The sequence below is a fragment of the Streptomyces sp. NPDC093018 genome (assembly GCF_040684035.1).
In the GTDB taxonomy this organism is placed as follows: Bacteria; Actinomycetota; Actinomycetes; order Streptomycetales; family Streptomycetaceae; genus Streptomyces; species Streptomyces murinus.
This window is the reverse complement of record NZ_JBFBFF010000004.1, coordinates 521,787-546,071: the sequence shown is the minus strand read 5'-3', so window position 1 is coordinate 546,071 and position 24,285 is coordinate 521,787. Positions and strand designations below refer to the sequence as shown.

Below are 24,285 nucleotides of genomic sequence, written 5' to 3'. Positions count from 1 at the left end.
GCCCCCCAGAAAAGGCGGCCGGAGCCGCGTGCCGCGCAGGATACGGAGAGCAGGAAGAGCCGAATCCCGCGCCCGGAAGGAGCTGCCATGTCTGTCAGCCTGGAGCAGTTGCGCCGCTGTCACTTCGCCGTCGACCTGGGCGCGGCCCGTACCCGGGTGTATGTGAAGGGCGCGGGGCTCGTCGTGGACCAGCCCTCGGTCGCGGCCGTGAACGTCCGTTCCGGCTCGCTGATCGCGGTGGGCGACTTCGCGGAGCAGATGACCGGCCGCACCCCCGACTACATCAGGGTCGTACGGCCCATCTCCGGTGGCACGGTGGTCGACATCGACATGGCCCAGCGGATGCTGCGGCATCTGATGGGCGACAAGATGCGCCGGGCGCTGCGCCGCAAGGCCCGGCTGCGCGCCGCCGCGTGCACCCCGCACGACGCCGATCCGCTGGCCCAGCGGGCGACGATCGAGACGCTGCTCGGGCTCGGCGCACGCCGGGTGGAGCTGGTGGACACGCTGATCGCGGCGGCGGTGGGCTGCGGACTGCCGGTGGAGCGGCCCGAGGCCACCATGATCATGGTGTGCGGGGCGGCGGCCACCCAGGTCGCGGTGCTGTCGCTGGGCTCGATCGTCACGGCCGAGCGGATCCCGGTGGGCGGGGAGGCCGTGGACCACGCGATCGTGCAGTACCTGCGGCACACCCATGAACTGCTGCTGCCGAGCCAGTCGGTACGGCCGCTGCAACTGGCCCTGTCCGGCAACGGGCTGACCCCGCAGGGCCCGGACCAGACCGAGATCAACGGCCGGGACGTGGCCACCGGGCTGCCGCGCACGGTACGGGTGGACACCTCGGCGGTGCGGGAGGCGATCCAGACCCCGCTGACGGCCGTCCTGGACGGCATCGGCAAGGTGCTGCGCGAGTGCCCGCCGGATCTGGTGGCCGATCTCGCCGACCGCGGGATCATCATGGTCGGCGGTTCGGCGCTGCTGCCCGGCTTCGACCAGATGGTGCGCGAGGCCACCGGGATGCCGGTGCTCATCGCCGAGCGCCCGGACGTGTGCGCGGCCCGGGGGCTCGGCGAGATGCTGGAGGGCCGGATCGAACCGCTGATCCTGGACCCACTGGCCGCCTGAACCCCCCTTCCTTCCAAGGGCGTTCAGTAGGCGTGGTCGGCCGTGATGTCCGCCGACAGATCGAGATGGCGGCGCGCGATCTCGGGGCGCAGGCCCATCAGGAGGTGGGTCAGGGCGTCCACCGCGGCGAGGTGGGCGATCCGGCTGGCGGAGGTCTCCAGGCCGAACACGAGGTCCTGGCCACCGGCGACGAGCACCTGGCTGCTGGTCTCGCTCAGCGGTGAACGGGCGTAGCTGGTGAGCGTGACGACGGTGGCCCCGGCCCCCCGGGCGCGCCGGGCGGTGTCGACCGTGGTGCGGGTGGCCCCGGTGTGGCTGATCGCGAAACACACGCCGTCCGGCGGGAGTTGGGCGGCCGCGAGCTGCGCGGTGAGGGGGTCGGGCGGGGCGTCGACCTGGCAGCCGAGGGCGCGCAGCCGGTAGGCCACGTCGAGGGCGACCGCCCCGGAGAGCCCCGCGCCCACGACGACGACCCGCGACGCCGTGTGCAGGGCCTCGGCCGCCGCGGTGAGCGCGCCGGTGTCGAGGGTCGCGGCGACGCCGTCCAGGGCGTCGCGGGAGGCGTGCAGCGTGGCGGCGAGCGCGTGCGCGGCGGGCTCGTCCACCGGTGGCGGGGGCGGTTCGGGCGCCTGCCGGGCGGCCTCCAGCTTCAGCTCCTGGAACCCCCGGAAGCCGAGTCGCTGGCAGGTGCGTACGACGGTGGAGGACGCGGTGCCGGCCAGCGCGGCCACATCGCTGACGCTGAGGTGGACCAGCGCGGCGCCCTGGTCGAGCACCACCTGCGCCACCCGGGCCTCGGTCTCGCGCAGCTCGGGCAGACGGGCCCGGATCCGGGCGGAGAGGGCACCGGTGGAGCCACTGGGACCACTGGCGGAATTCTGTTCCATGGACATAGCGTACCGTGGAATCCAGTTCCACAATCAGCTCCACAGCCGCGTCCCCGACCCCTCACCGCCCCCTCCCCTCCCGCTCGCACCTCCCCGCCAGGAGTCGCTTCGCCATGCCAGGAACCATGTCCGCCCCCGTGCTCACCGCCGTCCTGACGGCCGCGGTGCTGCACGCCGTCTGGAACTCGATCGCCCACCGGATACCGGACAAGCTCATCGGATTCACGCTGATCAGCGCCGCGTGCACCGGCTGCGCGGCCGTCCTGGTCTGCCTCACCCCGCTGCCCCCCGCGGGCGCCTGGCCGTTCCTCGCGGCCTCGGCCGCGCTCCAGGTCACCTCGCAGCTGTTCCTGCTGCGCGCCTACCAGCTGGGCGACTTCGGGCAGATGTACCCGCTGGCCCGCGGCGTCGCCCCGCTGCTCGTGGCCATCGCCTCGGTGACCCTGCTCGGCGGCGCGCTCACCACGCTCCAGGCGGCCGGCGTACTGCTGGTCTCCGGGGGCCTCGCCACCCTGGCCCTGGCCTCCGGCCGCATCCGCCGCGCCCAGCTGCCGGCCCTCGGCGCCGCGCTCGGCTCGGGCACGATCATCGCGTCGTACACCCTGGTCGACAGCCTGGGCGTACGGCACTCACCCGACGCCCTCGCCTACACCGCGTGGCTCTTCCTGCTCCAGGGCCCGCTCATGCCGCTGATCGCGCTGACCAGGCGCCGCGGGCGGCTGCTCACCCAGGTACGTCCGGTCCTCGGCATCGGGCTGCTGGGCGGGGTGCTGTCCATGACGGCGTACGGCCTGGTCGTCTGGGCCCAGGCGCACGGCGAGGTCGCGGCGGTCGCGGCGCTGCGGGAGACGGGCATCCTGGTCGCCGCGATCATCGCGACGCTGCTGTTCCGGGAGCCGTTCGGACGGCTGCGGCTGGTGGCGGGGGCGGTGGTCCTGACCGGGATCGGGCTCATGCGCTGAGGCGGCGGACGTCGTCGTACGGCGGCTCACCGTACCGGCGGGACTCATGCGCCGAGGTGGCAGCGGATCGTCGTACCGGCCGGGCTCGTGTGCGTGCGCACCAGGTCGGACAGCAGATTGACCAGGAGCAGGCCGGGACGGCGCCCGGCCAGCGGATCGGTCAGCCGCCCCCGGTCGCGCACCTCACACCGCACCCGGCCGGCGTGAGGTTCTCCAGCGCCGCACCGGCGAGCCCGAGCCCCGCGCCGTGGCGCGTGGCCGAGTGCCGTACCGCGGACAGCCGTTCGGCGTCGAACGCGACATGGAGCACACCGGGACCGGCGGCGGGGGCGGGCGGCAGCGGCAGGTTGTGGCGGGCGACGGCGCCCTCCGGGTCGTAGGCCGCGCTGGGCCGCCGCTCGGCGCCCTCGATGACGACGGGATGGGTGGTCCGGGCGTCGGCCGGCGCCCGCGGATGCGGCGCGGCGGTGTCGTACGGGCACAGGACGGTGACCTCCCGGCCCAGGAACGCGGAGTTGATCAGCGCCTCGTGCTGGAAGCAGGCGGGGCATTCGGCCGGGCCCCGGCCCGGCCGGACCGGCTCGCCGATGATCCGGGTGCGCAGGCCGGGCGGCTGGGCGTCGGCGAAGGCGCACAGCACACCGGGGATGATGCGGCCGGGGTTGCGTCCGGCCTCCCGCATGTCGAGAAACCGCACCCCGTCCCGCTCGGCGCCCAGCGCGTCCTGGATCAGCGCCAGTTTCTCCCCCGGCACGGCGACCGGCTCCCCCGCGGCCGGCGCGGCACGGACGAAGGGGACGGTGCCGTCGAGGTAGGCCCGCCGGTCGCCGTAGAAGAGCGCGGGACGCGCGAAGGGCTCGCCGCTCATGAGACACCTCGCTTCCCGGCAGCGTGAACCACGCCCGCACCTTCCCTCGGCGGCACGAACCATGCGGCACCTTTTCCCCCGCGCGATTCGGCCATCCTTTCGACCACGGGGGGTGTAGGCGTCCATACGCAGGGCAGGCGACCGCATGGTGCCCAAGGACCGAGCGGGAGGGGAGACATGACCTCAGCGGGACTCGCAGCCCACACCATGCGACTGAACGCCCTGGTGATCGACGCCCGGCGGAAGGGACGGTGTGCCCTTCTGACGGCCCGTGGCGAACTGGTCCACGGAGGCACGGACACCCTGGGCGACGCCCTGGCCGCACTGCCGCCGGGCATCACCACGATCGAACTGGACCTGGCCGGCGTGTCCTTCCTGGACACGACGGGCCTGACCTGCCTGGATCTGCTCAGCGACTACGTCGGGCAGCACGGCGTACGGGTCACCACGCACGGTTGGCGGGGCCAGCCGCGCCGCGTCCTGGAACTGGTGGGCCTGGACACGACGGACCCGCTGCGCACCCGTGGGTCCGGAGCCGCCGGCCTCCCGGCCCGCACCGCCTCCGCGGTCGCACGGGAACGCGCCGAGCAACTGGACCTGCTGCGCCTGGAGATCGCGCAGCTGCGGCAGGCCCTGGACTCCCGGCCGGTGATCGACCAGGCCCGCGGCGTCCTGATGGCCGCCCATGGCTGCACCCCCGACCAGGCCTGGGAGATCCTGCGCGAGGCCTCCCAGCACTCCAACACCAAACTCCACCGCATCGCCGCCGCCGTCACCGCGAGCGCGACCCTCGACGGCCCGCCGCCACCGGAGCCCCTGCGCCGGGCCCTGCGCACGGCGGCGGCCCATCACGCCCCGTGAACGGCCCACGTGAGCGGGGTCCAGCCTTCGGGTGAACCTTCCCCGACGGCCCCGACCGGGGACGGGCGGCGCCCTGCCTTCGCAGCGTCCGGACACGACGTGGCCGGCGAGAGGAAACAGAAGGTTCGCCACGTTCCTGCCGCGTGCCGCCGCACCCTGCGCGATGGCGGCGGCGTCAGCCGTACCGCCCGCGTCGGCGCAGGCGGCGCCCGCCCGGCGGCCCGCTACCGGCCGCCGCCTTCCGGATCCAGAACAACGCCGGAAACTGCGTCGACATCACCCGGGACGCAGATCGCTTCGGTCGGCCGCCACCCTGCTCTTCCGGCTCCCGCCGGTCCAGCCGACCCGGGGCGCCGCCGCGGCCGTGCGGCCTCAGTACGGCAGCACACGCCCCGACGGCGTCCTGCGATCGATCTCCTGCTCCCGCGGCGCGACGGGCCGCCGGCTGACACGTACCCGGATCCGACGGTCCATGACGCCTCCTCCTGCCGACTTCGGTAGGAGGTCCGTGCCCACGAGAGGGATACTTCAAGCCCCTTGGGACGCCGCGCTTTCCGTCCCGGGCCGCATTCGGTGTCGCGCCCGCCGGTGAGCGGTGCGCACCGCGACAGGCAGCCGGCCACCGATGAGGCGGGCCGGACCCGGCTGTCACGCGGGCCCGAACCGGGAATTCGAACCGTAGCCGCTCGCCGATCACCGATGACGGATCCCTGCGCAGCCGCCAGTGCAGAACTGACCATTCCCGACCGCTATTAACCGGGGGATTGCGCAGGCGTTCGACGGCCCTGGGCCCGACCCGGGACGTTGTACGGTTCTGAGCAACGGCCCTTCTCCATCAAGGGGTTGCCCCACCCGGTGGTAGGACATCGGGCGGGGCGAGCGGGTCGATCACGGAAGATGAGGCGCATCCATGCATGACCGACCCTCCCTGGAACAGGCAGGCCTCCCCCAGGTGGTTTCCCACGCTAGCAGGGGCGGCAGCACCTTCACGGGATTTCGCCACCCGCGCGCCACCCCGATTCGGGCTCAACTCGGCATCCGGTAAACGCCGTTCGCACTCATCTGAGCAGTGCATGAGTTCTGGATCAGCCCCCTCCGAGCGGACCGATACCTTCCCCGCCCAAGCATTCGGCACCGGAACATCACACGCGGGGAAATGGCTGAACACCGGCCCCCGCTCAAGGCGTTCACCCCGCCCTGCGCTTTTTCGCCCCTCCACCATCTGATTGCCTTTCGCACACCCACAGCTCGACACCGCACGGGAGGCACGATGCCCAGTTCACCCAGGCCCTCGACGAGCCCCGTCGACTACATGGCGTTCGTCCAACTCCACCGCCGCGACTACGAGATGTACGCCGGCGCCCGCCTGGGCAACAGCAAGCTGGCCACGTCGGTCGTGGCGGAGGTCCTGCGCAGGGCCGAACTGAACTGGAACACGCTGATGCTCCGCGAGAACCCTCTCGCCCTCACCTGGCGGGCGCTCCACGACTCGGTCACGACGGCCCGGACCGAGGTGCACGACTCCCGAGCCGACGGCCTGCACCGCACCCTCCCCGGCCAGCCCGCCGATGCCGTGCTCTTACGCGAGGGGCTCGGCATGGACACCAAGGCCGCGGCAGCCCTCATGGGCATGGAAGAACCCGAACTGCACATGCAGTTCCAGGCCGCCCACAGGCTGCTGGCCCGCCTGGACCACGGTCGGTAAGGAGCCGCCGGCACTCCCACCCCTCGAACGCCGCCTTCAGCGTGGCGCACCCGCACGCCCCCGGGCGCAGGTGCGCCACAGTTTCGGCATGCCGTGTTACAGGTTCACCCGTCAGGGTAGTTTCAACCGAGAATCCTGCAACCTGGCGCATCCCCGACCACCACAATTGCGTGCTGGTAGGAGCTTTCGGCGAACGTAGGGGACGACGTGAACGACGAAACAGCCGATTCACAAGATCAAATTGACATGCACACGCCGAGCGCGGCGCGGATGTACGACTATCTCCTGGGCGGACACTATAACTATCCGTCCGACAGGAGCGCCTGTGACCAATTGCTGACGACCGCGCCCAGCACTCGGGAGCTCGCGGTCAACAACAGGGCGTTCCTCGTACGTGTGGTGCGGCACATCGCCAGCCACTACGGCATCAGGCAGTTCATCGACCACGGGTCCGGCCTCCCCACCCAGAGCAACGTGCACCAAGTCGCGCAAAGCGTCGATCCGAGCTGCCGAGTGGTCTACGTCGACAACGACCCGATGGTCCTCGGCTACGGCCGCGCGTTCCTGGAGGAGAACCAGAACGTCCTCATCCTGCCCTCGGACATGCGGAAGACCAAGAAGATCGCGGCCGACGCCGCACAGATCATCGATTTCAGCCAACCGGTGGCAGCCCTGTTCGTCTCCGTGCTGCACTGCGTCCCCGACGACAGCCTGGGTAATCCACGCAGGATGATCGAGGACACGGTAAGTCTGCTCGCCCCCGGCAGCGTCGTGGTGATCTGCCAGCTCGTCAGCGAGGAAGCCCGAATCCGCGACGAGGTGACGGAATTGATGCGGGAACAGACGGGCGACCGCTGGGGTCGCGTACGGACGAGGGCCGAGGTGAACGACTTCTTCACCGTGCCCCGCCTGCGTATCGAGGAAGAATTCGGCTTGTGCGACGTCACCGACTGGCGGCCGGACACCGACCTGGTCCGCCGCCAGGAGACCCAGGAATGGATCGAGTACGGCGGTTTGGCCACGGTCGGCTGAATACGCGAAGACGGATGCCCCTCCTGTCCGTTTCCGGGGAGGGGCATCGGTACCGGTATACGCTTGAACGAAATCAGAGACGGTCGAGGTGCCAATCGAGCGCATCGGCGATCAGCTTGCGGCTCTTCGCCAGTCCGGGAGCCTGTTTGATGACCGTGTCACTGAGATCCTGGTAGTCGAGATAGTCCGAGTCTGCTTCTTCACCGGCGAGCGGACCCCGGTGAAACTCGGCACGCGCACCGGCCTCGGTATAGATGACATCCGGCGCGGCGAACGAACCCTTCGCGAAGCTGAGCCGAATCAAGGCCGTGACCTGGATCGCGAGCGGATTCACCGCCTCGATGACACGGATGGCGACCGGAGACTCCTTGTCGTCCACATAGCGCAGCAAGAGCTTCAGCTGCTCGACCATCATCTCGGTCTGGCCGAAGTCGGCGTAAAGGGCGCCGCAGCGAATGAAGAAGGTGGACCTCGGCTGGGCGGCCGCGAACTGCTCAGCGCGCCGGCGTCGGACATCGATGATCCGATCGGCCAGCCTCCGCTGGCCGGCCAGCAGCGTCTTGGCCGTGACCACCTCGCGGTACCTCGGAGTCTGGAGCACTCCCGAGATCACGTTGGTGTCGATGACCAGCTGCCGCTCCGCCCATTCCTCCAGGCTCGTGAGGCGGAGCATCGAGTCCGACACGGCCTCGCGGTACGCGACGCCTGCGCGGGAGCGGACAGTGTTGGCCCAGCCTTCCGCAGAGGCGTCGTGGGCGAGCCGGAGAAGGTCCTGCCGCCGCGGTCCGGGGCGGACTCCGAGAGCGTCCAGCAGGACCTCGACCACAGCGGGCTTGTCGATCCGCGTCTCGCCGTTCTCGATCCGGCTGTAGACCGATGCGGATACCTTGACCCTGGCCTTCTGCAATACCTGGCGTTGTGTCAGACTGCCGCGCTCGATCTTCATCTCCGCGCCCAGCAGCAGAGCGGGCACGCCCCAGGAACCCGGAGGGTCGGCCGCCGGCCGCCCGAACTGCACCACACGATCTTCCACGGCCACAAGGCCCCCCTGGGCAAAACTCGAATCACCCGAATGGTCGGGTCAAGCATCACACAAAGGGGGCGCTGCGGTCACGCCACGCCGCTGGAGATGGGCGTTTAATCTACGTCTCAATTCGCCATGTGGTCGAATTCGCCGCCCTTGACCCCGGACAGGAGCGCCTCGACCTCCGGCACGGTGAAGATCAGGGCGGGCCCGTCCGGGAAACGGCTGTTCCGCACGGCCACCTGACCGTCGTTCAGCTTCCTCATCTCGACACAGGCACCGGCACCCTGGCTGACCCGGGCCTTCTGCCAGCACCCTGCGGCCTGAATCACGTCCGACCGCATCCCATTGAAGTACTGACTCATGATCGCCTACCTTCGTTGTCCGATTCCTGTACCCGCTCTCCCGATTGTCATACTTATAGAGAAACCTCCTGGTTGTGCGTCCAGGAAATCCCGTGCGGGAATTCTCAGAGCGGGCGAGTTGAATCATTCACCTTGGAAATCGAACAACACCACTCCCTGATCGAGTGATTACCACTCCGCTCCTGAACACTCGCGATCGAAATCTGATAACACCATCAGAAAGATTTGATCACCTGCTACCTGTCCGACCTGCCGCGCCGGGCCGGCGCCTGCGGGCCTGGCAGCAACTCGCCGCAGGCCCCACCGACGCCCCGTCCGGTACGGCGTGGACCTCGCCGCGGCACTCACCGGCACAGGTATCCCGCCGGGCTCAGCGCGAACGCGGTGATCCCGTGCGAGCCGATCGGCCCCCGGGACATTCGCCGAACGCGCCGCCGCCACCACGGCGGGCCGGCGTGTCCTTCGCCCGCCCGGAGCGGTTGAACATGCGCGTACCCCAGCCTCCGCAGGAGTGACCGTGCCCACCGAGGTCGTACCCGAGCGCCACTGCACCCGTCACGAGCAGCGGGCTGCCGCCCCGCACCGCTCCAACCCCCGTGCCGCTCACCGGGAGTTGGCCACTCTCGATGTGTGCGAGGGCATGGATGTGGTGAAGTTCGGCAACCGTCAGGAGGCGGCGTCAGGGGCGCTGAGTCTTGCTCTGAACGACTGAACGGGGGCCGCCCTGGTCGAGTGGCGGCCCCCGTTCCCACGCTGTCGCAGGTAGAAACGGTCCTGCGGTGACGTGCGGTGGTGGGGCGGGTGGGACTCGAACCCACGGCCGACGGATTATGAGTCCGCTGCTCTAACCGGCTGAGCTACCGCCCCATAGCGGCGTGTCGCGTACAAGTGTGCGCGCCGTCTGCCGCAGCATAGCCGCTCATACGATCTCCTGCTTCGGATGGTCGGCTTCCGCTCTGCTCACGTCGATGAGGACATCCGTGCAGGCTCGGCGGTTCCCGCGGACATGAAAAAGGACCCCTGAGGGGCCCTCGTTCAGCGTGCTCCCCCGACTGGACTCGAACCAGTAACCTGCCGGTTAACAGCCGGCTGCTCTGCCAATTGAGCTACGGAGGACCGAAGCTCCCCCGACTGGACTCGAACCAGTAACCTGCCGGTTAACAGCCGGCTGCTCTGCCAATTGAGCTACGGAGGATCGCCTCGATTGCATCGAACGCGCCTCCCTGGGTATTCGCCGGGGGGCGGTTGCTCGCTGCGACACATACATTAGCGCAAGCAGGGGGGTGCTCCGCCAATCGGTACCCTCCGGATCCTGCGCCGCACCAGACACCTACACACGGGAAGGGTGGCAGCCATGCGCTACCGGCTCACGTTCATCGCCGGACTGGCCCTCGGTTACGTACTCGGCACACGGGCCGGACGCGAGCGCTACGAGCAGCTGAAGAAGTCCGCTCGCCAGTTCGCCCAGAACCCGGCCGTCCGCAACACCGCCGAGACCGCCGCCCAACAGGGCCGCACCTACGCGGGCAAGGCCGTGCACACGGTCGCGGACAAGGTGGGCGACCATGTGCCCTCCTCCGTGGCCCAGCGGGTCCGTGACCTGCGTGACCGCACCGCGGGCGGCTCGGCGGGCGACGACTGGGGCACCAGCAACACCTAGCCCCTCGCGCATGCGGCAATATTCTCCGCATGGGGATAGTCGCCGGTTTGGACAGCTCACCTGATTTCACCCGCATCGTGGTCTGCGACACAGACACCGGTGCCGTACTCAGGCAGGGGTACGCCCCCCACCCGGTCGATCCCCCCGAGGGCGGCCGCCCGAGCGACATCGATCCCCAGGCCTGGCTGCTCTCCCTCGGGGAGGCGGCCGGTGGCGGCCTGCTGGAGGGCGTCCAGGCCATCGGCGTCTCCGCCCAGCAGCACGCGCTGATCCCCCTGGACGCCCACGGCAACACGGTGCGCCCGGCCCTCGTCGGCGGTGACCGGCGCGCACAGGTCGCCGCCGCCGATCTCGTGGACGCCCTGGGCTCCCGGGAGGCCTGGGCGCACGCCGTCGGCTGTGTGCCGGGGGCGGCGCAGCCGGTCACCAAGCTGCGCTGGCTCGCCAAGAACGAGCCCGAGAACGCCCAGCGCACCGCCGCCCTGCTCCAGGCCCACGACTGGCTGGTCTGGCAGCTGCTGGGGCGCCCGGCGCGCCGTACCACCGACCGCGGCGGGGCCTCCGGCACCGGGTACTGGTCGGCGACCACCGGCGTCTACCGCCCCGATCTGGTCGAGCTGGCGCTCGGCCACCAGGCGATGCTGCCGGAGGTGATCGGCCCCTCCGAGGCGGCCGGTACGACCCCCGAGGGGCTGCTGATCTCGGCCGGCACCGGGGAGACCATGGCGGCCGCGTTCGGGCTCGGGATCGGGCTCGGGGACGCGGTGGTGTCCCTCGGCGCCTCCGGCTCGGTGATGGCCGTGCACCCCGAGGCGCTGGCCGACCAGTCCGGGATGATCACCTCGCTCGCCGACGCCACCGGCATGCACCTGCCGGTCGTCACCACCCTGAACGCCGTACGCACCCTGCGCGGCACCGCCGAACTCCTCGGGCTGCCCGATCTGGAGAGCCTGTCCGAGCTGGCGATGAAGTCCACACCGGGCGCGCACGGCCTCGTCCTGCTCCCCTACCTGGAGGGTGAGCGCACCCCGAACCTGCCGCACGCCGCGGGCACCCTCACCGGGCTGCGGCGCGAGTCGATGAAGCCGGAGCACCTGGCGCGGGCCGCGTTCGAGGGCATGCTGTGCGGGCTCGCCGACGCGCTGGACGTGCTGCGCGGGCGGGGCGTGGAGGTACGGCGGATCTTCCTGCTGGGCCCGGCCGCCGAGCTGCCCGCCGTACAGGCCGCCGCGCCGTCGCTGTTCGGCGCGCAGGTCGTCGTACCGCAGCCCGCGGACTACACGGCGATCGGCGCGGCCCGGCAGGCGGCCTGGGCGCTGGGGGTCTCGGGGGGCACCCTGGACCCGCGCACTCCCCCGGCCTGGCGGGGCGCGGCGGCGCAGGTCCTGGAGCCGGGCGAGGAGCTGGCCGCGGGGCAGGCGGTACGACAGCAGTTCACGGCGGTGCGGGAGCAGACCCACCCGGGTGCGTTCCAGTGAGCCGTACCACCAGCAGGTCGTACAGAACGCCCCAAAACATCCCGCAATACCCGGCACCCAGAAGGCCGTACAAAAATCCGCTGTTGGGTTAATCAGTTGAGGTAACGCGGGTGGAGTGTCCGACGATAGGGGCCAAGGGCACACCGTCCTGCCCCTGCCGCCCACTCCGAGAGACGTAGCGTGCTCATACGACTTCTACGGACCTATCTCAGGCCCTACAAGAAACCCATAACCGTGCAGGTCCTGCTCCAGTTCCTGCAGACCTGCGCCACCCTGTACCTGCCCACCCTGAACGCCCACATCATCGACAACGGCGTCGTGAAGGGGGACACGGGTTACATCCTGTCCTTCGGCGCCCTGATGATCGGCATCTCGCTGGTGCAGGTCGTGTGCAACATCGGCGCCGTCTATCTGGGTGCCCGCACCGCCTCGGCGCTCGGCCGGGACATGCGGGCCGCCGTCTTCGACCGGGTGCAGTCCTTCTCCTCGCGTGAGGTGGGTCACTTCGGCGCGCCCTCCCTCATCACCCGCACCACGAACGACGTCCAGCAGATCCAGATGCTGGTCCTGATGACGTTCACGCTGATGGTGTCGGCGCCCATCATGTGCGTCGGCGGCATCGTGCTGGCGCTCGGCCTGGACGTGCCGCTGTCCGGGGTACTGATCGCGGTCGTACCGGTGCTGGCCATCTGTGTGACGCTGATCGTGCGCAAGCTGCGGCCGCTGTTCCGCACCATGCAGACCCGCCTGGACAAGGTGAACCAGGTGCTGCGCGAGCAGATCACCGGCAACCGGGTGATCCGCGCCTTCGTCCGCGACGAGTACGAGCAGGCCCGCTTCGGCCGGGTGAACGGCGAGCTGACCGAGATGCAGCTGGCCACCGGGCGGCTGCTGTCGCTGATGTTCCCGATGGTGATGACCGTGGTGAACGTGTCCTCCATCGCGGTGGTGTGGTTCGGCGCGCACCGCATCGACAGCGGCGGGATGCAGATCGGCGACCTGACGGCGTTCCTCGCCTATCTGATGCAGATCGTGATGTCCGTGATGATGGCCACCTTCATGTTCATGATGGTGCCGCGCGCCGAGGTGTGCGCCGAGCGCGTCCAGGAGGTCATGAACACCGGTTCCAGCGTGCTGCCGCCGCTCGCGCCGGTCACCGAGCTGCGCCGGCACGGGCATCTGGAGATCCGCGAGGCCGGCTTCCGCTATCCGGGCGCCGAGGAGCCGGTACTGCGCTCCGTCGCCCTGGAGGCCCGGCCCGGCGAGACCACGGCCGTGATCGGGTCCACCGGCAGCGGCAAGTCCACGCTGCTCGGGCTGGTCCCGCGGCTGTTCGACGCCACCGAGGGCGAGGTCCTGGTGAACGGCGTGGACGTCCGCGAGGTCGACCCGGTGCTGCTGGCACGGACGGTCGGACTCGTGCCGCAGAAGCCGTACCTCTTCGCGGGCACCGTCGCCACCAATCTGCGCTACGGCAATCCGGACGCCACCGACGAGGAGCTGTGGCACGCGCTGGAGGTGGCGCAGGCCAAGGAGTTCGTCTCCGAGCTGGAGGGCGGCCTGGACGCGCCGATCGCCCAGGGCGGCACCAATGTGTCGGGCGGTCAGCGCCAGCGGCTCGCGATCGCGCGCACGCTCGTGCAGCGCCCGGAGATCTATCTGTTCGACGACTCCTTCTCCGCGCTCGACTACGCCACCGACGCGGCCCTGCGCGCCGCGCTGGCGCAGGAGACCGCCGAGGCGACCGTCGTCATCGTCGCCCAGCGGGTGGCGACCATCCGGGACGCCGACCGGATCATCGTCCTCGACGAGGGCCGGGTGGTCGGCTCCGGCCGGCACCAGGAGCTGATGGCGGGCAACGACACCTACCGGGAGATCGTGCTCTCCCAGCTGACGGAAGCGGAGGCCGCCTGATGTCCGGGCCCATGGGACGCATGATGGCCGGGGGCGGCCCCGACCAGCGGTCGATGGACTTCAAGGGGTCGGGCAAACGGCTGCTCGCCCAGTTCAGGCCCGAACGGCTCACCGTGTACGGCCTGCTGGTCTGCGTGGTGGTCAGCGTGGCCCTCAGCGTGATCGGCCCGAAGATCCTCGGCCGCGCCACCGACCTGGTCTTCTCCGGCATCATCGGCCGGCAGCTGCCCGCCGGGACCACCAAGGCGCAGGTGCTGGAGCAGATGCGGGCGCACGGCAAGGGCGCCGTCGCGGACATGCTCCAGAGCACCGACTTCACCCCGGGCAAGGGCATCGACTTCGGCGCGGTCGGCGACGTACTGCTGCTCGCGCTCATCACCTTCACGGTCGCCGGACTGCTGATGGCCGTGGCGACACGGCTGGTCAACCGGTCGGTGAACCGCACGATGTACCGGCTGCGCGAGTCCGTGCAGACGAAGCTGTCGCGGCTGCCGCTGTCGTACTTCGACAAGCGTCAGCGCGGCGAGGTGCTCTCGCGGGCGACCAATGACATCGACAACATCGGGCAGACGCTCCAGCAGTCGATGGGCCAGCTGATCAACTCGGTGCTGACCATCGTCGGTGTGCTGGTGATGATGTTCTGGGTGTCCTGGATCCTGGCGCTGGTCGCGCTGGTCACGGTGCCGCTGTCGTTCTTCGTCGCCACCCGGGTCGGCAAGCGTTCGCAGCCGCACTTCGTGCAGCAGTGGCGCTCCACGGGCAAGCTCAACGCCCATGTGGAGGAGATGTACACCGGGCACACGCTGGTGAAGGTGTTCGGGCGGCAGGAGGAGTCGGCGAAGCAGTTCGCGGAGCAGAACGAGGCGCTGTACGAGGCCGCGTTCAAGGCGCAGTTCAACAGCGGTGTGATGCAGCCGCTGATGATGTTCGTGTCGAACCTGAACTATGTGCTGGTGGCGGTCGTCGGTGGCCTGCGGGTCGCGTCCGGCGCGCTGTCCATCGGCGATGTGCAGGCGTTCATCCAGTACTCGCGGCAGTTCTCCATGCCGCTGACGCAGGTGGCCTCCATGGCGAACCTGGTGCAGTCCGGTGTGGCCTCGGCGGAGCGGGTCTTCGAACTCCTGGACGCCGAGGAGCAGGAGGCGGACCCGGTGCCGGGCGAGCGGCCCGCGGAGCTGCGCGGGCGGGTGCGCCTTGAGCATGTGTCCTTCCGGTACGACCCGGAGAAGCCGCTGATCGAGGACCTCTCGCTCACGGTGGAGCCCGGTCACACGGTGGCCATCGTCGGCCCCACGGGCGCGGGCAAGACCACGCTGGTCAACCTGCTCATGCGGTTCTACGACGTCTCCGGCGGCCGGATCACCCTGGACGGGGTGGACGTACGGAAGATGACCCGGGACGAGCTGCGGTCCGGGATCGGCATGGTGCTCCAGGACACCTGGCTGTTCGGCGGCACCATCGCGGAGAACATCGCGTACGGCGCCTCGCGGGAGGTCACCCGGGGCGAGATCGAGGAGGCCGCGCGGGCCGCGCACGCCGACCGGTTCATCCGGACGCTGCCCGAGGGCTACGACACCGTGATCGACGACGAGGGCACCGGGGTGAGCGCCGGTGAGAAGCAGCTCATCACCATCGCGCGGGCGTTCCTGTCCGACCCGGTGATCCTGGTCCTGGACGAGGCGACGAGTTCCGTGGACACCCGGACCGAGGTGCTGATCCAGAAGGCCATGGCCAAACTCGCCACCGGGCGCACGTCGTTCGTGATCGCGCACCGGTTGTCGACCATCCGGGACGCGGACACGATCCTCGTCATGGAGAACGGCTCCATCGTCGAACAGGGCGCGCACACCGAGCTGTTGGCGGCGGACGGGGCGTACGCCCGGCTGTACAAGGCGCAGTTCGCGCAGGCGGTCGCCGAGGTGGACTAGCGGGGCCGCGGGACCGCGGGACTTGCGGGACAGAAAGGGGGGCCGCCTCCGGAGTTCTCCGGGCGGCCCCTTTTTCCTGCTCCGGCTTCAGTCGAGGTAGCCCCTCAACTGGTCGGCGTACGCGTGGTCCCTGAGCTTGTTCAGCGTCTTGGACTCGATCTGCCGTATCCGTTCGCGGGTGACGCCGAAGAGGCGGCCGATCTCCTCCAGGGTGCGGGGGCGGCCGTCCAGGAGGCCGTAGCGCAGCTGTACGACCTTGCGCTCGCGCTCGCCCAGCGTGGACAGCACGGCCTCCAGATGCTGCTTGAGCAGCAGGAACGCGGCGGACTCCACGGGGCTCGCGGCATCGCCGTCCTCGATGAGGTCGCCGAGCGCCACATCGTCCTCCTCGCCGACGGGGGCGTGCAGCGAGATGGGCTCCTGGGCGAGCCGCAGCACCTCCCCGACCCGCTCGGGCGGCAGGTCGAGATGGGCGGCGACCTCCTCGGGCGTCGGCTCGTACCCGCGTTCCTGGAGCATCCGGCGCTGCACCCGTACGACCCGGTTGATCAGCTCCACGACATGGACCGGGACGCGGATGGTGCGGGCCTGGTCGGCGAGGGCGCGGGACATGGCCTGGCGGATCCACCAGGTGGCGTACGTGGAGAACTTGTAGCCGCGCGCGTAGTCGAACTTCTCCACGGCGCGGATCAGCCCGAGGTTGCCCTCCTGCACGAGGTCGAGCATGGTGAGCCCGCGCCCGATGTACCGCTTGGCGACGGAGACGACGAGCCGCAGATTGGCCTCGATCAGTCTGCGCTTGGCCAGCCTCCCCATGACCACCAGCCGGTCCAGGTCGTGCGCCAACTCGCCGTCCAGATCAGGGGTGTTGCTCAGCTTCTCCTCCGCGAACAGCCCGGCCTCGACCCGGCGGGCCAGCTCGACCTCCTCGGCGGCGGTGAGCAGCGGGATGCGGCCGATCTCGCGCAGGTACTGCCGGAACAGATCGGCGGACGGCCCGCCGCTCTCGGTCCGCGGCGCGGCCGGCGCCTCCTCGGCGCCCGCCTCCGGATGCAGCGGGGCACGCCCCTGCGGCGGCACGGCCGCGACGCCGTCGGGCTCCGCGTCCGTCTCGTCCACGCCGGCACCGGTGCTCTGGGCAGTAGGGGTGAGGGTCTGGGTCTGCACGAGGGCGACCTCCAGGATGTACGCCGGACTCGGCATCCCCCACAGTGTGGAGTACGACACATCACCGCCACGAGGGGTGTGCGGTGACTTTTTGCGTCCGATCCGTGACCCGCTGCTGACCGCGCCCGCCCGAGGAGCCCCTGAAGGCTCCTAGAGCGCCGCCGCGCCCCGTTCGCGCAGGGACTGGTCGTACTGCTGGAGGATCCACATCTCGTTCTGGACGGCGGCCAGTTGGCCCGGGTCGCCGCCGGCGGAGAGGCGGGTCATCTGGAACTCGATGTCGCGGATGCGGCGTTCGACGGCGCGGCGGCGGATCTGGACCAGGACGGTACCGGCGTAGGTCTCGTCGACCGTGCGGCGCAGGATCGGTTCGACGGCGAGTTCGGTGACCATGGCGCGCGCGGCGTCGTCCGGCGCGGCCTCGCGGACCCGGACCAGGTACTCCTGCGGATCGGACACGCCGAACTCCGCGCCGCCCGCCTCCGCGATGGTCTGCCGTACGGCGGCGTAGGGCGGGGCGGTGAACTCGTCCACCCCGTACGCGTCGAAGGCGGGCGAGACCAACTCGGGCCGCTGGAGGGCGAGTTTGAGGAGTTCGCGTTCGGCGGCGTACACCGGGTTGCGTAGCGTGAGGGCGGGTCCGACATGCGTGGGGCGCGGGGCAGCGGCGTATTCCGGCATACGACTGCGCGACCGAGCCTGATTCGCCTGTCCGCCATCCCCATTTCGGCGGACTAGATAGCCGACGCGATCCACAACGAACTCTTGGTCCAAGATTCCGACCAGGCCTGCCAGTTGCACCGCGACCTCACGCCGCACACTGCGATCCTTGATCTTGGCCACCACCGGTGCTGCCTCGTCCAACGCCGCCGCGCGTCCACCCGCAGTATCTAGATCGTATCGGTCCACAATCTGCCGCAGCGCGAACTCGAAGAGCGGGGTGCGGGGTTCGGCCAGGTCGGCGACCGCCGCGTCGCCCTTGGCGAGCCGCAGCTCGCAGGGGTCCATACCGTCAGGCGCGATCGCGATGTATGTCTCGGCGGCGAACTTCTGATCGTCCTCGAACGCCCGCAGCGCCGCCTTCTGGCCCGCCGCGTCACCGTCGAAGGTGAAGATCACCCGGGCCGAGCCGTTGTCCATCAGCAGCCGGCGCAGGATCTTGATGTGCTCGCCGCCGAAGGCCGTACCGCAGGTCGCGATGGCCGTCTTCACTCCGGCCAGATGGCAGGCCATGACATCGGTGTAGCCCTCGACCACGACCGCCCGGCTGGACTTCGCGATCTCCTTCTTGGCCAGGTCGATGCCGTAGAGGACCTGCGACTTCTTGTAGATCGCGGTCTCGGGGGTGTTGAGGTACTTGGGCCCGTTGTCGGACTCGTACAGCTTGCGGGCGCCGAAGCCGACGACCTCGCCGCCGATGTCCCGGATCGGCCACATCAGCCGGCCCCGGAAGCGGTCGATCGGTCCGCGCCGGCCGTCCTGGGAGAGGCCGGAGAGGATCAGTTCCTTGTCGCTGAAGCCCTTGCCGCGCAGATAGCGGGTGAGGTGGTCCCAGCCCTGGGGGCTGTAGCCGACGCCGAAGTGCACCGCGGCGCCCTGGTCGAAGCCGCGCTCGGCGAGGAAGACCCGGCCGGTCTCCGCCTCCGCGCTGTCCGCCAGCTGCTCGGCGTACCACTGCGCGGCGATCTTGTGCGCCTCGACCAGCCGGATGCGTTCGCCGCGCTGGTGGGCCGGGTTGTACCCGCCCTCCTCGTACCGCAGCGTGATCCCGGCCTGGGCGGCGAGCCGCTCCACCGCCTCCGAGAAGGAGAGGTGGTCCACCTTCATCACGAAGGTGATGGTGTCGCCGCCCTCCTGGCACCCGAAGCAGTGGAAGAGTCCCTTGCCGGGGCTGACCTGGAAGGACGGCGACTTCTCGTCATGGAACGGGCACAGTCCCTTGAGGTTGCCGCCGCCCGCGTTGCGCAGCTGGAGGTACTCGGAGACCACGGCGTCGATCGGGACCGCGTCCCGTACCGCCTTCACGTCCTCGTCGTTGATCCGTCCTGCCACGGATGAATTCTACGGTGGCGGAAGGAGCGCTCCGTGGCTTCGGGGGTTCAGGGGGCGAGACGGTCCAGCGGCACATGCGGGTCGGCCAGCGCGTCCGCGTCCACCTGGGCCCGGGACCGGATGAGGCGCTGGATCTGTTCCGTGACGTTCCACACATTCACGTTCATGCCCGCGAGCACCCGCCCCTCGCGCACCCAGAACGCGATGAACTCCCGCTTGCCCATGTCGCCCCGGATGACCACCTGGTCGTACGACCCCGGCGGCGCCCACCCGCTGTATTCCATCCCCAGGTCGTACTGGTCGGTGAAGAAGTACGGCACCCGGTCGTACACGGCGTCCTGGCCGAGCATCGAGCGCGCCGCCGCCGGTCCCCCGTTGAGCGCGTTGGCCCAGTGCTCGACCCGGACCCGGGTGCCGAACAGCTCCAGCGGGAACGCGGCCACGTCACCGGCGGCGTAGATGTCGGGGTCGGACGTCCGCAGCCGCTCGTCCACCACGATCCCGCCGCCGTGCGCCCGGTCGGCGATCTCCAGGCCCGCCGCCTCCGCGAGCGCGACCCGCGGCACCGCGCCGATCGCCGCGAGGACGTCGTGCGCCGGGTGCTCCTCGCCGTCGTCGGTGCGCACCGCGAGGACCATGCCGTCCTGGCCGATGATCTCGGTGAGCCGCCGCCCGAACTGGAAGCGCACTCCGTGCCCGCTGTGCAGCTGGGCGAAGACATTGCCCAGCTCGGGGCCGAGCACGCCGTGCAGCGGGGTCGGCTCCGGCTCGATCACGGTGACCTCCGCGCCGTACTCGCGCGCCGCCGCCGCGATCTCCAGGCCGATCCAGCCGGCGCCGGCGATCACGAGATGCCCGTTGTCCCTGCCGAGGGAGGCCAGCACGCCCTTGAGCCGCTCGGCGTGCGCGAGCCGGCGCAGATGGTGGACGCCCGCGAGGTCGGTGCCGGGGATGTCCAGGCGGCGCGGCTCGGCGCCGGTGCACAGCAGCAGCTTGTCGTACCGGACAAGGGTGCCGTCGTCGCCGTAGCGCACGGTCTTGGCCCTGCGGTCGATGCGGTCGACGCTCTGGCCGAGGTGCAGCTCGATGTCGTTGCGCGCGTACCAGGCGGGCTCGTGCACGAAGACGCTGTCGCGCTCCTCCTTGCCGAGCAGGAAGCCCTTGGACAGCGGCGGTCGCTCGTACGGGTGGTCGCGTTCGTCGCAGATCAGTATCACCCTGCCGGTGAAGCCCTCCGCGCGGAGCGTCTCCGCCGCCTTCGCGCCGGCGAGGCCGCCTCCGACGATGACGAATGTCTGATCCGCGTCGACCACTTGTATGCCTCCTCGTAAGGGTGCCGCCACCCGCGAGCGTCCCGCACACGGCGTGCCGCGGGAAGGGGGAGTGACCCGATCAGGCCACCCGGTGCACGTTCCTCTCACATATGCCCGGTCAGTCTCGCGTGCAGCGAGAGCGCGGAGGCGTCGGTGAGGGATGCGATCTGGTCGACGATCACCCGCTTGCGCGCGTGGTCGTCGGATGCCCCGTCGAACAGGGCCCGAAACTGCGGATCCAGGCCGTCCGGCGCGCGGGCGGTGAGCGCCTCGGCCAGCTCCGCCACGATCACCCGCTGATCGGCCCGCAGCCGCTCCTGCTCGGCACGCTGCATCACATACCGGTCGGCGACCGCCTTGAGCACCGCGCACTCCATCCGCGCCGCCCGGGGTACGACGAGACGGGCGTCGTAGCGGGTGAGCCGGCCGGTTCCGTGGGCGGCGCGGGTGGCGCCCTCGGCGGCCAGACAGAACCGTCCGATGAGCTGGCTGGTGGCGTCCTTCAGACGGGCCTGGGCGACCGCGGTGCCGTCGTAGCCGTGCGGCCACCACTCGGCGTCCTGGAGGCGGTCGAGGGCGTCCGCGAGTTCGGCCGGGTCGGTGTCGGCGGGGACGTAGCGGCCGATGGCCACCTCGAACACGGCCGCCCGTTCGGGCTCGGCGTGCAGGCAGTTGGGGTCGATGTGGCCGGCGTGCAGGCCGTCCTCGACGTCGTGCACCGAGTAGGCCACGTCGTCGGCCCAGTCCATGACCTGGGCCTCGAAGCAGGTACGGGTGCCGGGGGCGCCGGCCCTGACCCAGTCGAAGACCGGGCGGTCGTCCTCGTACACACCGAACTTCCCTGACCCGGGGTCGCTGGGGTGGGCGCCGCGCGGCCAGGGGTACTTGGTGGCGGCGTCGAGCGCGGCCCGGGTGAGGTTGAGGCCGACGGAGCCCTGCTCGGTGAACCGCTTGGGCTCGATGCGGGTGAGCAGCCGCAGCGACTGGGCGTTGCCCTCGAAGCCGCCGCAGTCGTCCGCGAACGCGTTGAGCGCCTGTTCGCCGTTGTGGCCGAAGGGCGGATGGCCCAGGTCGTGGGAGAGGCAGGCGGCCTCCACGAGGTCGGGGTCGCAGCCGAGGGCCGCGCCCAGTTCCCGGCCGACCTGGGCGCACTCCAGGGAGTGGGTGAGCCGGGTGCGGGGGCTGGCGTCCCAGACCTGGCTGTGACTGCCGGGCGTCACGACCTGCGTCTTGCCCGCGAGGCGGCGCAGCGCGGCGGAGTGCAGGATGCGGGCGCGGTCGCGCTGGAAGGCGGTGCGGCCGGGGCGTTTGTCGGGCTCGGGCGCGAAGCGCTCCAGGTCCGCGGGGCCATAGGGATCGGGGCCGCAGGGGCCGGGGGGTGCGCTGCCTTCCATGATTTCGACAGTAGACGCAAGGGGTGACGAATGGGGGGTGCCGGGTGGCCCAGTCGGATGGCGGGAGCGGGAATTCGGCCGTCCCGGCGGGGCGGATTCGCACACCGAGGCGAACCGGACGGCCGCTGGTGGCGTCCTCGCCGGGGGGAGCCGTGTTCCGTGCCGAAGGGGGCCATGTTTCGTGCCGAGGGGGGCCGTGTTCGTGCCGAGGGGGGCCGTATGAGGATGCGAAGACCGCGGTTGCCGCGCACCCGTACCGGGCAGCGGCGGCTGGTGTGGGTCGTGGTGGCCGGCTGCGCGCTGGCGCTGCTGCCGGGGGCCTGGCTGTTCACGTCCACGGCGGACCGGCTGCGCACGGTCGCGGACGTGCCGCCCGCGCCGGTCGCGGTGGTGTTCGGGGCCGGGCTGTGGAACGGGGAGCCGTCGCCCTACCTCGCGCACCGCTTGGACGCGACTGCGGCGCTGTACCGCGCGGGCCGGGTCAAGGTCGTCCTGGTCACCGGCGACAACAGCCGCAAGGACTACGACGAGCCGGACGCCATGCGCACCTACCTCACCCGGCACGGCGTGCCGGGCGGCAGGATCGTGCGCGACTACGCCGGCTTCGACACCTGGGACTCCTGCGTACGGGCCAAGAAGATCTTCGGCGTGGACCGTGCCGTCCTGGTCAGCCAGGGCTTTCACATCCGGCGGGCGGTCGCGCTGTGCGAGGCGGCGGGCATCGACTCGTACGGCGTCGGGGTCGACGAGCCGCACGACGCCACCTGGTACTACGGCGGCACGCGCGAGGTGTTCGCGGCGGACAAGGCGCTGCTGGACACGGTCTTCCACCCGGACCCGACGTTCCTGGGCCCCCGGGACAAGGGGGTCGCCGACGCCCTGGCCGGGGCGGGAAGCCCGAGTCCGACCCGGCGCGAGAAGGGCTGAGCCGCATGGACCTCACCGAGCTGACGCCCGCCGAGCGCCGGGTCCGTGACGCCTTCCCGCTCGGCGAGGGGGTCGACTTCCGGGAGGGCGACGACGACGATCCCGGGCGGGGCGCGGACTGGGGGCCGCAGCGGTCCCTACGGGCGGAATTCCTGCGGGAGTTGCTGCTGACGGGCCCGGTGGCGGAGGGCCGTACCGCGGGCCTGAAGGTGGCGGGCGCGCGCGTCACCGGGCGGCTCGACCTGAAGTACGGCACCGTCACCTGCGCCGTCCGGCTGCGCGCCTGCCACTTCGAGCAGGCGCCCGACCTGTACGGGGCGCGGGTCGGTGCCCTGGTCCTCACCGACTCGGTGCTGCCGGGGCTGACGGCCGGGACGCTGCGCGCCGACGGGGTGGTACGGATCACCTGCTGCCGCGTCGCGGGCCCGGTACGGCTCCAGGGCGCCAGGCTGACCGGGGCGTTCTTCGCCAACGGGGCGCGGCTCGGGACGCCCGGGGCGGACCCGGAGGAGGCCGTGCTCCAGCTCAACCATGCCGAGGTGGCCACGGACGTCTGGGCGCCCGGGCTGGTCGCGCACGGCACGGTGCAGCTGAACGGGGCCGTCGTCGGCGGGCAGGTGAATCTCAACGACGCGGTGCTCGACGCCCCCGGCGGCACCGCGCTGCACGCCGAGGTGCTCGCGGTCGGCACCGATCTGCACGCGATGCGGCTGCGCGCGCGGGGCCGGGTGAACCTCGGCGGCGCCCGCATCCCCCGGCAACTCAACCTGGCCTACGCCCGGTTGACGAACCCCGGCGGTCACGCCCTGCGCGCCAGCAGCGCGGTGATCGGCGAGCTGTGGCTGCGCTCGGCCGCGCCGATCGAGGGCACGGTCAATCTGCGCCGCGCCCAGCTCGACCTGCTGCATGTGGCACCCGAGGTATGGCCCGAGCGGGTCCAACTCGACGGGCTGGCCTACCGCGTGCTGACCCCGCACCTGCCCGCCGAACAGCGGCTGCCGCTGCTGGAACGCGAACCGGACGGCTACCTGCCGTACCCCTACGAGCAGTTGACGACCGCCTACCGCACGGTGGGCGACGACGGTGCCGCCCGCACCGTCCAGCTCGCCAAGCTCCGCCGCCACCGCGGCACCCTGCCGGCGTACGCCCGGCTGTGGGGCTACCTCCAGGACGCCGCCGTCGGCTACGGCTTCCGTCCGATGCGCGCCGGGCTCTGGCTCCTTCTGCTGCTGTGCACGGGCACCCTCGTCTTCGCCCTGCACCATCCGCCCGCCCTCAAGCCGTCCGAGGCCCCCGCCTTCAACCCGCTCTTCTACACCCTGGACCTGCTCCTGCCGATCATCGACTTCGGCCAGGAGAGCGCGTACGCCCCGCGCGGCGGCTTCCAGTGGCTGTCGTACCTGCTGATCGCGCTGGGCTGGGTGCTGGCCACGACGATCGCGGCGGGCATCACCCGCTCCCTGAACCGGCAGTAAGGGACGGGTAGTCGAAACAGGCCGGACAAGGTCCCCTTCTCCCCTTCCTGTGAACTCCCTATGGACATTAATTGTCATGCCCCCTTAAATCTCAGGGGCGTCCAGCGTCATCCCCCCATGCCTGGATGGCGCCCTTTCCGAGGAGACA

General features: G+C 70.7%; 19 protein-coding genes, 3 tRNA genes and 1 pseudogene. 12 read left to right on the top strand and 11 right to left on the bottom strand.

What is annotated here, in order from left to right:
• Positions 1-87: 87 nt before the first annotated feature.
• Positions 88-1,125 (top strand): rod shape-determining protein, encoded by a 1,038-nt coding sequence (locus tag AB0N90_RS13085; RefSeq protein ID WP_361667784.1) that lies wholly within the window; start codon positions 88-90, stop codon positions 1,123-1,125.
• Positions 1,126-1,148: 23 nt separating this feature from the next.
• Here AB0N90_RS13085 and AB0N90_RS13080 read toward each other — a convergent pair whose 3' ends face one another.
• On the bottom strand, positions 1,149-2,012 hold the full coding sequence (locus tag AB0N90_RS13080; protein ID WP_365195690.1) for a MurR/RpiR family transcriptional regulator: 864 nt from the start codon (positions 2,010-2,012) through the stop codon (positions 1,149-1,151).
• A 125-nt stretch (positions 2,013-2,137) separates the two neighbouring features.
• On the opposite strand from AB0N90_RS13080, the gene AB0N90_RS13075 reads away from it, so the two are divergent.
• The gene (locus AB0N90_RS13075) at positions 2,138-2,974 is read left to right on the top strand and encodes an EamA family transporter (protein ID WP_365195823.1); all 837 of its coding nucleotides are present in this window, start codon (positions 2,138-2,140) and stop codon (positions 2,972-2,974) included.
• 44 nt (positions 2,975-3,018) lie between these two features.
• On the opposite strand, the pseudogene AB0N90_RS13070 reads toward AB0N90_RS13075, so the two are convergent.
• Positions 3,019-3,842, bottom strand: a pseudogene (locus AB0N90_RS13070) (MEDS domain-containing protein).
• 177 nt (positions 3,843-4,019) lie between these two features.
• Between AB0N90_RS13070 and AB0N90_RS13065 the strand changes: the two are divergent.
• The 3 genes from AB0N90_RS13065 to AB0N90_RS13055 all read left to right on the top strand — a co-directional run bounded on the left by AB0N90_RS13065 (position 4,020) and on the right by AB0N90_RS13055 (position 7,440).
• On the top strand, positions 4,020-4,703 hold the full coding sequence (locus AB0N90_RS13065) for an ANTAR domain-containing protein (RefSeq protein ID WP_365195687.1): 684 nt from the start codon (positions 4,020-4,022) through the stop codon (positions 4,701-4,703).
• Positions 4,704-5,973: 1,270 nt separating this feature from the next.
• On the top strand, positions 5,974-6,408 hold the full coding sequence (locus tag AB0N90_RS13060; RefSeq protein ID WP_365195684.1) for a hypothetical protein: 435 nt from the start codon (positions 5,974-5,976) through the stop codon (positions 6,406-6,408).
• Positions 6,409-6,615: 207 nt separating this feature from the next.
• Positions 6,616-7,440: an SAM-dependent methyltransferase gene (locus AB0N90_RS13055; protein ID WP_365195681.1), complete on the top strand. Its 825-nt coding sequence runs from the start codon at positions 6,616-6,618 to the stop codon at positions 7,438-7,440.
• Positions 7,441-7,513: 73 nt separating this feature from the next.
• Here the strand turns inward: AB0N90_RS13055 and AB0N90_RS13050 are convergent, their stop codons facing one another.
• Complete coding sequence (locus tag AB0N90_RS13050) at positions 7,514-8,479, bottom strand: Scr1 family TA system antitoxin-like transcriptional regulator (RefSeq protein WP_365195678.1); 966 nt, start codon at positions 8,477-8,479, stop codon at positions 7,514-7,516.
• A 110-nt stretch (positions 8,480-8,589) separates the two neighbouring features.
• Positions 8,590-8,829: a DUF397 domain-containing protein gene (locus AB0N90_RS13045; RefSeq protein ID WP_361667803.1), complete on the bottom strand. Its 240-nt coding sequence runs from the start codon at positions 8,827-8,829 to the stop codon at positions 8,590-8,592.
• Positions 8,830-9,346: 517 nt separating this feature from the next.
• Between AB0N90_RS13045 and AB0N90_RS13040 the strand changes: the two genes are divergently transcribed.
• Complete coding sequence (locus AB0N90_RS13040; RefSeq protein WP_365195675.1) at positions 9,347-9,541, top strand: hypothetical protein; 195 nt, start codon at positions 9,347-9,349, stop codon at positions 9,539-9,541.
• A gap of 78 nt (positions 9,542-9,619) precedes the next feature.
• On the opposite strand, the gene AB0N90_RS13035 is transcribed toward AB0N90_RS13040, so the two are convergent.
• The 3 genes from AB0N90_RS13035 to AB0N90_RS13025 all read right to left on the bottom strand — a co-directional run bounded on the left by AB0N90_RS13035 (position 9,620) and on the right by AB0N90_RS13025 (position 10,024).
• Positions 9,620-9,696, bottom strand: a tRNA-Ile gene (locus AB0N90_RS13035).
• A 176-nt stretch (positions 9,697-9,872) separates the two neighbouring features.
• Positions 9,873-9,945 (bottom strand) — tRNA-Asn (locus tag AB0N90_RS13030).
• Between the two features lie 6 nt (positions 9,946-9,951).
• Positions 9,952-10,024 (bottom strand) — tRNA-Asn (locus AB0N90_RS13025).
• Between the two features lie 159 nt (positions 10,025-10,183).
• Between AB0N90_RS13025 and AB0N90_RS13020 the strand changes: the two genes are divergently transcribed.
• The 4 genes from AB0N90_RS13020 (at position 10,184) to AB0N90_RS13005 (ending at position 15,809) form a co-directional block, all read left to right on the top strand.
• A complete protein-coding gene (locus AB0N90_RS13020; protein ID WP_361667808.1) occupies positions 10,184-10,489 on the top strand; it encodes a YtxH domain-containing protein in 306 nt (101 codons plus the stop codon).
• A 29-nt stretch (positions 10,490-10,518) separates the two neighbouring features.
• Positions 10,519-11,967, top strand: coding sequence for an FGGY family carbohydrate kinase (locus AB0N90_RS13015; RefSeq protein WP_361667810.1), 1,449 nt, complete (start codon positions 10,519-10,521; stop codon positions 11,965-11,967).
• 180 nt (positions 11,968-12,147) lie between these two features.
• A complete protein-coding gene (locus AB0N90_RS13010; RefSeq protein WP_361667813.1) occupies positions 12,148-13,881 on the top strand; it encodes an ABC transporter ATP-binding protein in 1,734 nt (577 codons plus the stop codon).
• Positions 13,881-15,809: an ABC transporter ATP-binding protein gene (locus AB0N90_RS13005; protein ID WP_365195671.1), complete on the top strand. Its 1,929-nt coding sequence runs from the start codon at positions 13,881-13,883 to the stop codon at positions 15,807-15,809. The genes AB0N90_RS13010 and AB0N90_RS13005 overlap by 1 nt, the downstream gene beginning before the upstream one ends.
• An 87-nt stretch (positions 15,810-15,896) precedes the next feature.
• On the opposite strand, the gene AB0N90_RS13000 is transcribed toward AB0N90_RS13005, so the two are convergent.
• From AB0N90_RS13000 to AB0N90_RS12985, 4 genes are all read right to left on the bottom strand, one after another.
• The gene (locus AB0N90_RS13000) at positions 15,897-17,012 is read right to left on the bottom strand and encodes an RNA polymerase sigma factor (RefSeq protein WP_361667818.1); all 1,116 of its coding nucleotides are present in this window, start codon (positions 17,010-17,012) and stop codon (positions 15,897-15,899) included.
• 114 nt (positions 17,013-17,126) lie between these two features.
• On the bottom strand, positions 17,127-19,028 hold the full coding sequence (gene dnaG / locus AB0N90_RS12995; RefSeq protein ID WP_365195667.1) for a DNA primase: 1,902 nt from the start codon (positions 19,026-19,028) through the stop codon (positions 17,127-17,129).
• A 47-nt stretch (positions 19,029-19,075) separates the two neighbouring features.
• Positions 19,076-20,341, bottom strand: coding sequence for an FAD-dependent oxidoreductase (locus tag AB0N90_RS12990; RefSeq protein WP_365195665.1), 1,266 nt, complete (start codon positions 20,339-20,341; stop codon positions 19,076-19,078).
• A gap of 104 nt (positions 20,342-20,445) precedes the next feature.
• Positions 20,446-21,735, bottom strand: coding sequence for a deoxyguanosinetriphosphate triphosphohydrolase (locus tag AB0N90_RS12985; protein ID WP_365195662.1), 1,290 nt, complete (start codon positions 21,733-21,735; stop codon positions 20,446-20,448).
• A 219-nt stretch (positions 21,736-21,954) separates the two neighbouring features.
• On the opposite strand from AB0N90_RS12985, the gene AB0N90_RS12980 reads away from it, so the two are divergent.
• Both AB0N90_RS12980 and AB0N90_RS12975 read left to right on the top strand, forming a co-directional pair.
• A complete protein-coding gene (locus AB0N90_RS12980) occupies positions 21,955-22,662 on the top strand; it encodes an ElyC/SanA/YdcF family protein (protein WP_365195659.1) in 708 nt (235 codons plus the stop codon).
• Positions 22,663-22,667: 5 nt separating this feature from the next.
• Positions 22,668-24,137 (top strand): membrane-associated oxidoreductase, encoded by a 1,470-nt coding sequence (locus AB0N90_RS12975; protein ID WP_365195656.1) that lies wholly within the window; start codon positions 22,668-22,670, stop codon positions 24,135-24,137.
• The last annotated feature ends 148 nt before the right edge of the window (positions 24,138-24,285 follow it).

Bases quoted from the DNA above. Each gene is read 5' to 3' on its own strand.
- AB0N90_RS12975 (WP_365195656.1), top strand. From the start codon at position 22,668: ATGGACCTCACCGAGCTGACGCCCGCCGAGCGCCGGGTCCGTGACGCC.
- AB0N90_RS13080 (WP_365195690.1), bottom strand. From the start codon at position 2,012: ATGGAACAGAATTCCGCCAGTGGTCCCAGTGGCTCCACCGGTGCCCTC.
- AB0N90_RS13020 (WP_361667808.1), top strand. From the start codon at position 10,184: ATGCGCTACCGGCTCACGTTCATCGCCGGACTGGCCCTCGGTTACGTA.
- AB0N90_RS13065 (WP_365195687.1), top strand. From the start codon at position 4,020: ATGACCTCAGCGGGACTCGCAGCCCACACCATGCGACTGAACGCCCTG.
- AB0N90_RS12980 (WP_365195659.1), top strand. From the start codon at position 21,955: ATGAGGATGCGAAGACCGCGGTTGCCGCGCACCCGTACCGGGCAGCGG.
- AB0N90_RS13060 (WP_365195684.1), top strand. From the start codon at position 5,974: ATGCCCAGTTCACCCAGGCCCTCGACGAGCCCCGTCGACTACATGGCG.
- AB0N90_RS13045 (WP_361667803.1), bottom strand. From the start codon at position 8,829: ATGAGTCAGTACTTCAATGGGATGCGGTCGGACGTGATTCAGGCCGCA.
- AB0N90_RS13075 (WP_365195823.1), top strand. From the start codon at position 2,138: ATGTCCGCCCCCGTGCTCACCGCCGTCCTGACGGCCGCGGTGCTGCAC.
- AB0N90_RS13000 (WP_361667818.1), bottom strand. From the start codon at position 17,012: ATGCCGAGTCCGGCGTACATCCTGGAGGTCGCCCTCGTGCAGACCCAG.
- AB0N90_RS12985 (WP_365195662.1), bottom strand. From the start codon at position 21,735: ATGGAAGGCAGCGCACCCCCCGGCCCCTGCGGCCCCGATCCCTATGGC.
- AB0N90_RS13085 (WP_361667784.1), top strand. From the start codon at position 88: ATGTCTGTCAGCCTGGAGCAGTTGCGCCGCTGTCACTTCGCCGTCGAC.
- AB0N90_RS13015 (WP_361667810.1), top strand. From the start codon at position 10,519: ATGGGGATAGTCGCCGGTTTGGACAGCTCACCTGATTTCACCCGCATC.
- AB0N90_RS13005 (WP_365195671.1), top strand. From the start codon at position 13,881: ATGTCCGGGCCCATGGGACGCATGATGGCCGGGGGCGGCCCCGACCAG.